This window comes from Streptomyces sp. NPDC087844 (genome assembly GCF_044742785.1).
GTDB lineage: Bacteria > Actinomycetota > Actinomycetes > Streptomycetales > Streptomycetaceae > Streptomyces.
Window position 1 is genome coordinate 57,084 of record NZ_JBIUVD010000021.1, and the last position, 9,352, is coordinate 66,435.

Sequence of the window (9,352 nt, forward strand, 5' to 3'; positions counted from 1 at the left end):
CTTGCTCCTTCGCCTGAAAAAGAAGCAGGCCCGCCGCAAGAGTGTGCGACGGGCCCTCCGCATTAGGTGATCCTCAATGCCGGAATGCGTCCTTGGTCTTTTCCTTGGCCTGGCGGGCGTCTCCCTTGGTCTGCTCCGCCTTGCCCTCGGCAGTCAGGCGCTCGTTGCCGACAGTCTTGCCCAGGGTCTCCTTGACCTTGCCCTTGGCCTGCTCGGTCTTCGCCTTCGCCTTCTCGTTCTCGGCCACTGCGGTTCACGTCCTCACTTGTGCTTGGTCCGTGCGATCTACTGTTACGGCTGACCGGAGAGAGCCGGTCCAAACGCGGCCGTTCGAGAATTCGAAGGCGTTCCTCCGAACGGCCGGATCATTCGCACGGAAAGAAGTGGATAGCGAAATCAAAACGCGGTGATCGCGTGAAATCGAAGGGAGCGCGTAAAAGATCTTCGGCGCCTGCCGTCCCGTCGGCGTAGGCGACTGCCCTTGTCCTGAGTGCTGACAGCTCGAAACTAGGCCTGTAGATTCCTGCCGTCACGAAAATGCACAACATAGGCCGAGCCGTAGCACCGAGCTGCAGGAGGAGCCCATGCGAAGGCGCGTTCTCGGGCTTGTCGCCGTGCTGACCACGATCGTCGCCGCGGCCGGTTGCGGCTCTTCCGACCCGGAGGCCGACGGTTCGTCGTCCTCGGGTGGGAACAAGACCGCACGGGTCAAGGTCGGCATCATTCCGATCGTCGATGTGGCCCCGCTCTATCTGGGTCAGAAGAAGGGCTTCTTCGGCAGCCGCGGCATCGAGCTCGACATGGTCAGTGCCCAGGGTGGCGCGGCGATCATCCCCGGAGTGGTGAGCGGCCAGTTCCAGTTCGGGTTCAGCAACACCACTTCGCTGATGGTCGCCCAGGTCAAGGGAGTCCCGGTCAGATCCGTGGTGAACGGCGCGGCGTCCAACGGCAAGGTCGGGGGTGACGTCACCGGTGTGGGCGTCAGCAAGGACAGCCCCATCAAGTCGGCCGAAGACCTCGCCGGACGCACGGTCGCGGTGAACACCCTGCAGAACATCGGGGACACCACGGTGCGTGAATCGGTCCGCGCGGCCGGCGGAGACCCGTCCGAGGTCGAGTTCGTGGAGATACCGTTCGACCAGATGCCGGCCGCACTGGACGACGGACGTGTGGACGCCGCGTGGATGGGCGAGCCCGCGATGACGATCGCCAAGGCGCAGGGTGCCCGCGTCGTGGCGTCCCCGTTCGCCGAGACGGACCCGAAGCTCACCGTGGCCACGTACTTCACCTCGGCCGAACTGGTGAAAGAGGACCCGGGTCTGGTGAAGAAGTTCACCGAGGCGATGACCGAGTCGCTCCAGTACGCCACCGACCACCCCGACGAGGCCCGGCAGGTCCTCACCACGTACACCAGGATCGACGGCGATGTCCTGGCGAAGCTCACGCTGCCCGGCTGGCCGCCGGACGTGGACATGGCGTCCCTGGAGAAGCTGGCTTCCCTCGGAGAGCGGGACGGGCTCTTCGGCGACGAGAAGCCGGATCTGGATGTTCTGTTCTCCTGAGCGGTGATGGCCTTGGCGTCCGGCGGGTGCCGGATCGCGTTGGTCGGGTGCGCCGGCCTCGTGGGGGTCCCGTCACCGCCCTGAGGGCTCCGCCCCCTGACCCCCGGTGCGCAGTTCCCCGCGCCCCTGAAGAGCCTCGGGTGCGGCGGTCAGGTGTACGGCTCGCGCTCCTGAAGAGCCTCGGGGGGCGGCGGCCAGGTGTGCGGGCCCGTGCCCTTGGTGTCGCGAGAGAGCTCACCCGTCGCGGGGGAGGCGTGCGCGGCGTCGCGCGGCGATGTTGGCAGCCGAGGGGCGTGACACGGTGCCCGGACATGCGGTGCTCGGGGCGCTCCGGCCGAAGGGAGCACCAACCATGCGACGCTATCCCCCCATCGCCGACCACGGACTGGTCGGCGACCTGCAGACCGCCGCACTGGTCTCCTCCGACGGCACGGTGGACTGGCTGTGCGCGCCCAGGTTCGACTCGCCCAGCGTGTTCGCCTCGCTCCTCGACCACGAGCGCGGTGGTCACTTCACCGTGTCCGCCGACACCGAGCGGCCACCGGTGCAGATCTACCTCCAGGACACCGCGATCCTGGTGACCCGCTTCCTCACGGAGTCGGGCGTGGGCGAAGTGGTCGACTTCATGCCGGTGGAGCGCCCCGAGCGCGCGACGGGCCGGCACCGCCTCGTCAGGATCCTGCGGGTGACCCGCGGCCGGGTCCGCTTCTCGCTGGAGTGCAGGCCCCGCTTCGACTACGGCCGCGCCGGGCACCGCGTCGACCTCGGCGAGGACGCCGTGCGGTTCGACGCCCCCGGCGCCCAGGCCGTGGTGCAGACCGTAGGCCCGATGCGGTGGAGCGGGGACGGCGACGACATCCGCAGCGAACTCACCATGAAAGAGGGGGACTTCGCCGCACTCGTCCTGACGGTGGGCGACGCCGACGACACCCCGCTACCGCCGCTGGCACCCCCGGACGTCATGGCGCTGTTCGAGAGCACCCGGGACTTCTGGCACGCGTGGGTACGCCGCAGCCACTACCGCGGACGCTGGCAGGACATGGTGAACAGGGCGGCCATCACCCTGAAACTGCTCACCTACGCACCGACCGGGGCGCCCGTCGCGGCACCCACCATGGGACTGCCCGAACAGATCGGCGGAGGACGCAACTGGGACTACCGCTACACCTGGGTGCGGGACGGATCGATGTCGGTCGGTGCTCTGCTGGGCCTCGGCCACGTGGAGGAGGCGCACGCGTTCCGCAGCTGGCTCGGCGACCGGCTGAAGGCGGGCCGCACGGTCAGCGGAGAACCCCTGCAGATCATGTACCGCGTCGACGGCGACCCCGAACTCACGGAAGTGCCCCTCGACCACTTCGAGGGCTACCGCGGATCGGCGCCGGTGTACGCGGGCAACGGCGCCGCGGGCCAACTCCAGCTCGACATCTACGGAGAAGCGGTGTTCGCCCTCTCGCAGACGGTGCAGGGGGCCGGCAACGCACCGCCGTACGACGGCTGGCAGGCACTGTCCGGAGTGCTGGACTGGCTGGTCAAGGCCTGGGACCGGCCCGACGAGGGGATCTGGGAGACGCGGGGCGGGCAGAAGGACTTCACCTACAGCCGTCTCATGTGCTGGGTCGCCTTCGACCGGGGCATCCGGATGGCCCGTGACTTCGCCCGGCCCGCCGACATCCCGGCGTGGACCATGGCACGGGACGACATCCTGCGCCAGGTGATGGAGCGCGGCTGGAGCACTCGGCGCCAGGCGTTCGTCCAGAACTACGAGGACACCACCCTCGACGCGTCCCTGCTGCTCATGCCCTCCGTGGGCTTCATCGCGCCGAAGGATCCGCGCTGGCTGTCGACCCTCGACGCGATGGAGCGCGAACTCGTCTCCGACAGCCTCGTCCAGCGCTACGACACGCAGGCGTCCCCGGACGGACTGCGCGGCAGCGAGGGCACGTTCTCCCTGTGCAGCTTCCTGTACGTCGACGCGCTGGCGCAGGCGGGACAGCTCGGGCCGGCCAGGTACGCCTTCGACAAGATGCTCACCTACGCCAACCCCGTGGGCCTGTTCGCGGAGGAGATCGGCTCGACCGGGGAGCAACTCGGAAACTTCCCGCAGGCGTTCACACACTTGGCGCTCATCACGGCAGCCCTCTCGCTCGACAAGGAGATGGACGCCCTCGGCTGAGTACGGGGCCGGTCCGCGCCCGGGGGTGACCGCGCGGCGAGCAGGTACGGGGGAACCCTGGGATGCTGAGGAGGAAGCGCTGCCCGTGTGGTCTGACGAACAGAACAGTGGTGGTGAGCGCCATGGCCGGGTTCCAGAAGAACGGTTCGGCACCGACAGCACCGTATGCCGATCCCCGGGGCGATCCCTTTCTGCACACCAGATTCGTCGTACCCGGACGCCCGGCGATGCTGCTCCGGCGCGAGCGGCTGGTCCGGCACCTCGACCAGTCCCTGCTGACACCACTGACCCTGGTCAACGGAGCCGCCGGAGCCGGTAAGACCCTGCTGGTCGCCGACTGGGCCACGGGGCGGACCGAGCCCCTGGCCTGGTTGACCACCGAGGCGACGGACCAGCAGCCCGGAATGTTCTGGGCCTACTTCCTCCAGGCCCTGCGCGACTCGGGTGTGCCGCTCTCCGCCGAACTGGGCCTGCCCGCCGACGCCGGCCGCGTGGACCACCCGCTCCTGGCCCGGCTGGCCGTCGAACTGAGCGGCCGGGACCTGCCGGTGACCGTGGTGCTCGACCAGTACGACCGAGTCACCGACCCGGAGATCGCCGAGCAGCTGGAGTTCGTCCTGCACCACGCGGGCCGGGGCCTGTGCCTCGTCCTCGTCACCCGCACCGAACCGCTGCTGCCGCTGCACCGCTACCGGGCGGCCGGCGAGATGACCGAGATCAGGGACGCGGAGCTGGCCTTCACCCCGCAGGAGGCGGCCGTACTCCTGGAGACACACGGACTGCGTGTTCCCGTCCATGCCGCGAGCGCACTCGTGGAGCGCACCCGGGGATGGGCCGCGGGTCTGCGCCTGTGTGCCCTGGCCGCCCGGAAGAGCCCGAACCCGGAGCGGTATCTGAAGGAGTTCGAGGCGGACCGTTCAGCGGTCGCCGACTTCCTCCTGGCGGAGGTGCTCAAGCGGCAGCCGCCCGAGACCCAGGACCTCCTGCTGAGGGTGAGTGTCCTCGATCGCTTCAGTCCCGCCCTGGCGAACGCCCTGACGGAACGCGACGACGCCGAACCCATCCTGGCGGGGCTGCACCGCGAGAACGCCTTCGTCGAGGACCTCGGACACACCTGGTACCGCCTCCACCCGCTGTTCGGCGAGATCCTCCGCGCCCATCTGCGCATGCGCTCACCAGGGCTTGAGCCCGAACTCCATCGGCGCGCGGCGGTATGGCTGCGGGGCTCCGGATCCCTCGCCGAGACGCTCGGCCACGGTGCCGCCGCCGGCGACTGGGACTTCACGGCCGGAGCGCTCGTCGACGACCTCGCCATCGGTGAGCTGTTCTCCGGCCTTCGCTCCGACGACCTCGACGGGTTGTTCGCCCGGATGGGACCCGAGGCGACGAGCCCCGCCGCGCACCTCGTACGCGCGGCCCGGGAACTGGCCCGGTGCGACCTGGAACGCGGCCTGCCCCACCTGCGGCGGGCCCGGCGGAGCCTGGAGGGGGAGGACCGCCCGCCCGGCGAGGTGCCCGCACCGGCGGCCGCCCGGCTGAGCTGCGCGTTGCTGGAAGCCCTGGCGGCACGGCTGACCGGAGCACCGGGGCGGGCGGAAACGGCCGCGCGGGCAGCCGGGCGACTTCAGGACGAGGTCCCCGCCCCTCTCATGGACAGGCATCCCGAGGTCAGTGCCCTCCTGCAGACGCATCTGGGCTCCACACGGCTGTGGGCCGGGCGTTACGAGGACGCGCGCGCGGCGCTGTCCACGGTGACCGACTGCTCCGGCGCGGCTGTGACGGCGCACGAGGACTCGCTGGGCGGGCTGGCCCTGATCGACTACCTGGACGGCTGGCTCGGCAGGGCGGAGCACACGGCGCTGGCGGCGACAGCCGGGACGGAGCGGTCCGGTCCCACGGCTCCGACCGGCCCCGCGAATCCGTTCGATTCGGCGCGGCTGCCCGGCTCCGGCATCGGGCGACTCGTCCTGGCAGCCGTGGCCGTGGACCGCAACGAGCTGAGCCTGGCCCAGGCACTCCTCGACGCGGCGAACGGCCCGGACTGCGGACTGCGCGACCCGGTGACGGAAGCGGGCCGCACGATCGTCACCGCGCGTCTGCTCCTGGCCCGCGGCAGACCGGCGGCCGCACTCGCGGCGGCGGAGACCGCCGTCCGCGCCGACGTCGTCTCGCCCTGGGCGCAGGGGCACGCGGCCCTGATCGCCTCCGCCGCTCACCTGGCCGAAGGCCGCCCCGAGACAGCCGTCGAACTGCTGGAGACGGTTCCCGACGCCGAGGGCGCCTGCGCCGTGGGGGCCGCGCGCGCCCAGCTCGCCGCGGGCAGGCCCGACGCGGCGATCGAACTGCTCGACAGAGTGCGCCCCGAGGACCGCGCCGGCCCCGCGGTGACCGTACGGGCCATGTTGGTGAGAGCGGAGGCCGCGGACAGGGCGGGCGACTTCGCGGCCTCGCGCGGACTCGTCGCGCTGGCGCTGCGGGAGGCACGCCGTGAGCGGCTGCGGCGTCCCTTCCTCGAAGCCGGACCGTGGATCAGGCCCTGCCTGGACATGGGGCCCCTGCGGGTGCTGGCCGCGGGCTGGCTGACTCCTCATCCGCCGCGGCACGTCGAGCCGGCCCGGTCCGAGGGCCCGCCCGCGCCGCTGGTCGTCGAGGAACTGAGTGGACGCGAGCGCGATGTACTCCAGCGGCTGGCCCAGATGATGTCGACGGAGGAGATCGCCGCCGATCTGTATGTGTCGGTGAACACGGTCAAGACCCACCTCAAAAGCGTCTACCGGAAGCTGGCGGTGAACCGGCGCGGCGACGCGGTCCGCCGCGGGCGCGAGCTGCGGCTGCTGTGATCACCTGCGGCTGCGGCTCGTCGGGTCGCCCGTGAAGGGTGAGCCGCCGTGCGGGATCCGGGCGTGCCATGGGGACAGGAGTGTCGGTACGGACACCCCGGCGGACGCCGTTTGCCCGAAGGGAGATCGAGATGTCCGATACCGGGCATGCCACACCCAGGGCGGTGCGCAACGCGGAGCGCCGGGCCCGGGCCGACTACGCCGGTGGCGTCTACGGATCCATGCTCGCCGCCTCTGTGATCATCGGGGCCGGCACGCTGGGCTCGTTCCCACGCCTTGAGCTGGTGCTGCTGCTGTTGCTCACCGGCGTGGCGTTCTGGATCGCACACGTGCACGCCCAGGTGTTCGGCGCGCGTCTGGTGCAGCAGAGGCTGGACCGCGGGTCCGTGATGAGCGCGTGCCGCGCCGAGTGGCCGATCGTCAAGGCGGCCCTCCCGCCGGCCGTCGTCGTGGCCGTCAGCCCCTTGCTGGGCCTTGGCATCGAGAGCACCCTGTGGTGTGCGCTCGGCGTCGCCGTGGCCGGTCAGGTGGGCTGGTCGACAGCCGCGGCACGACGGGGCGGCGCCTCCCGGCGTCTGATGGCCGTCACCGCCGCGGTGAACCTGTTCCTCGGCCTGCTGATCATCTCGTTCAAACTCTTCCTGACGCACTGACCGGCCTCCCCGACGAACCGGCCCCCGTGGGGCACTGCCGCAGGTGGGGCGCGTTGTCGGCGGAGTATCACCTCCGCGGGGTGAGGCCGGGCGGTGCCGGCGAGGCGGAGGATCGTGGATGAGGGGCGCGGCCCGCCTGTCCCAGGTCACCCAGGTCACCCGGGGAGAAGCAGCTCATGCGCTACGAGATCCGAGTCGACGGAAACATGTCGCAGACGATGATCAGTTCCTTCCCGGAACTGGAGCACGTGCTGATGTCCGGCCAGACCGTCCTGTTCGGGCCCGTGATCGACGAGGCCCAGCTGTTCGGGCTGCTGGCCCGCTGCCGGTCACTGGGCCTGCGGGTCCTGGAGATGCGCCAGCTCCCCGAGTGAAGCGGCGCGCGGACTCCCGGCCGGACCGGCCGGACTCCGTGTTGTCCTGTCTCAAAGACTCTCGGCGTTGTCTCAAAGACTCTCGGCGCGGACCCTGCCGGAGCGGACAGCGGCTCCCAGCGCCTCGAAGTCCCGCTCGTTCCGGTCGGCGTAGGCCTGCGCGAACCCGGTGAGCGCGCGGTCGAAGCGATCGCTCCCGCCCAGATAGGCGGCGATGGCCACCGGGTCACCGGAACGGGCGTGCGCCCGCGCCAGACAGGCCCCGCACAGCTGCCCGAACAGGCTCAGCAACCGGGGGTCCATGGTCTCCGGTTGGGCGATGCCCTTCCAGTCCCGCAGCTGCCGTACGTAGAAGTCCCGGCCCCGGCCGTCGAACCCCACGACGTTCGTCCAGCCCAGGAAGATGTCACTGGTCGTCTGGATCAACCGCTGTCCCGCCACCACACGGCGGCCCTGGTTGTCGTAGGGGTCGCCGCCCGTGTGCGCGGCGAGGACCGACTCCTGCGCCTCCTTGGCCTGCAGCAGCAGGGGATCCCCGTCGTCCCTGCCGAGCATCAGCAGGATCCAGCAGCGTGTTCCGACGCTTCCGACGCCGACCACCTTCCGGGCCATGTCCACGAGACGGTAGCGACGCAGCAGGTGCCGGCGCTCGGAGGACAGGGTCCGCGCGTAGTCGTCCACGACGGTCCGCAGCTCCTTCTCCTCGTCGTGCTCGGAGGTGTCCGTGAGCAGGTCCCGCAGCGGAGTGATCAGCGGTGGGTCCGGAGTGATCCGCCGGCCCTCGGCCGTGACCCGGGTGAGCTTCTCGAAGGCCTGGAGGTGTGTGCGTGTCATGGCCCGCGCCGACGCGTCGGCGGTACGGCGCCTGGCCCGTCTGTCCATCGACGAGGCCAGCAGTTCCCGCATCCGGTCGACGTCGTCCTGCGCGTACCAGATGTCGAGCGTGCCCATGCCGGCGAACCGGTGCATCCGGTGCCGGTAGGCCCGCACACAGGCCCGTACCGCGCTGTCCTGATCCTTGACCGGGAAACCGTTGGCCCGGGCGGCGATCGCGAAGCTGGCCGCCAGTCGCTTGACATCCCATTCGAAAGGTCCGGCCGAGGTCTCGTCGAAGTCGTTGATGTCGAAGACCAGGTGCCGTTCCGGCGAGGCCAGCAACCGGAAGTTCAGCAGGTGGGCGTCTCCGCAGAGCTGCACCGTCAGGCCGGAGTTCGGGAGGGGCCCGAGGTCCGCGGCCATGATCGACGCGGCGCCCCGGTAGAAGCGGAACGGCGACTCCAGCATGCGTCCGTAGCGGATCGGCACCAACTCCGGCAGCCGTGACCGCGACTGGCGCTCCACCACCTCGACGGGGTCGGGCCGCTCCTGCTCCGCCTCGAACCAGCCGTGACACGATCGGGAGGCCCGCTTGCGCGCGTCCCTGCCGTACGCCGCCCTCTCGGCGGGGGGCAGGGAGGCGGTGAAGGCGATCGGTATGGCCATGGCGCGAACCTCCTGAACCGTCCGGACGGTACGCACATGCACCCGGGCCACGCGCACCTGTACCGAAGCGCCTGTACCGGGCAGCCGTGCCGTCCGTTCCGCCGCGTGCCGGCGCACGTCTGCGTTCTCCACCTCATCGTCCCTCCGGTGGGGGGGGGGGGCCCCCCGGGGGGGGGCGCGGCCCCCCCCCCGGGGGGGGCGCGGGGCGGGGCAGGGTGCCCCCCCCCGCCCGGGGGGGGGGGCGGCCGGGGGGGGGTGGTGCGCCCGC

General features: G+C 70.9%; 7 protein-coding genes. 5 read left to right on the forward strand and 2 right to left on the reverse strand.

Annotated features, from left to right (window positions below):
- Positions 1–73 precede the first annotated feature (73 nt).
- A complete protein-coding gene (locus ACIOKD_RS32140) occupies positions 74–247 on the reverse strand; it encodes a CsbD family protein (protein ID WP_402090992.1) in 174 nt (57 codons plus the stop codon).
- Positions 248–584: 337 nt separating this feature from the next.
- Between ACIOKD_RS32140 and ACIOKD_RS32145 the strand changes: the two genes are divergently transcribed.
- The 5 genes from ACIOKD_RS32145 to ACIOKD_RS32165 all read left to right on the forward strand — a co-directional run bounded on the left by ACIOKD_RS32145 (position 585) and on the right by ACIOKD_RS32165 (position 7,602).
- Positions 585–1,562 carry an ABC transporter substrate-binding protein gene (locus ACIOKD_RS32145; protein ID WP_402090994.1) on the forward strand — a complete coding sequence of 326 codons (978 nt, stop codon included), beginning with the start codon at positions 585–587 and terminating at the stop codon, positions 1,560–1,562.
- Between the two features lie 352 nt (positions 1,563–1,914).
- Positions 1,915–3,735 (forward strand): glycoside hydrolase family 15 protein, encoded by a 1,821-nt coding sequence (locus ACIOKD_RS32150; RefSeq protein WP_402090996.1) that lies wholly within the window; start codon positions 1,915–1,917, stop codon positions 3,733–3,735.
- A gap of 122 nt (positions 3,736–3,857) precedes the next feature.
- On the forward strand, positions 3,858–6,575 hold the full coding sequence (locus ACIOKD_RS32155) for a LuxR C-terminal-related transcriptional regulator (protein ID WP_402090998.1): 2,718 nt from the start codon (positions 3,858–3,860) through the stop codon (positions 6,573–6,575).
- Positions 6,576–6,706: 131 nt separating this feature from the next.
- Positions 6,707–7,228, forward strand: a complete 522-nt coding sequence (locus ACIOKD_RS32160; RefSeq protein WP_402091000.1) for a hypothetical protein — start codon at positions 6,707–6,709, stop codon at positions 7,226–7,228.
- 176 nt (positions 7,229–7,404) lie between these two features.
- Positions 7,405–7,602, forward strand: coding sequence for a hypothetical protein (locus tag ACIOKD_RS32165; protein WP_402091002.1), 198 nt, complete (start codon positions 7,405–7,407; stop codon positions 7,600–7,602).
- A 72-nt stretch (positions 7,603–7,674) separates the two neighbouring features.
- On the opposite strand, the gene ACIOKD_RS32170 is transcribed toward ACIOKD_RS32165, so the two are convergent.
- Positions 7,675–9,084, reverse strand: coding sequence for a DUF2252 domain-containing protein (locus ACIOKD_RS32170; RefSeq protein ID WP_402091004.1), 1,410 nt, complete (start codon positions 9,082–9,084; stop codon positions 7,675–7,677).
- Positions 9,085–9,352 lie beyond the last annotated feature (268 nt).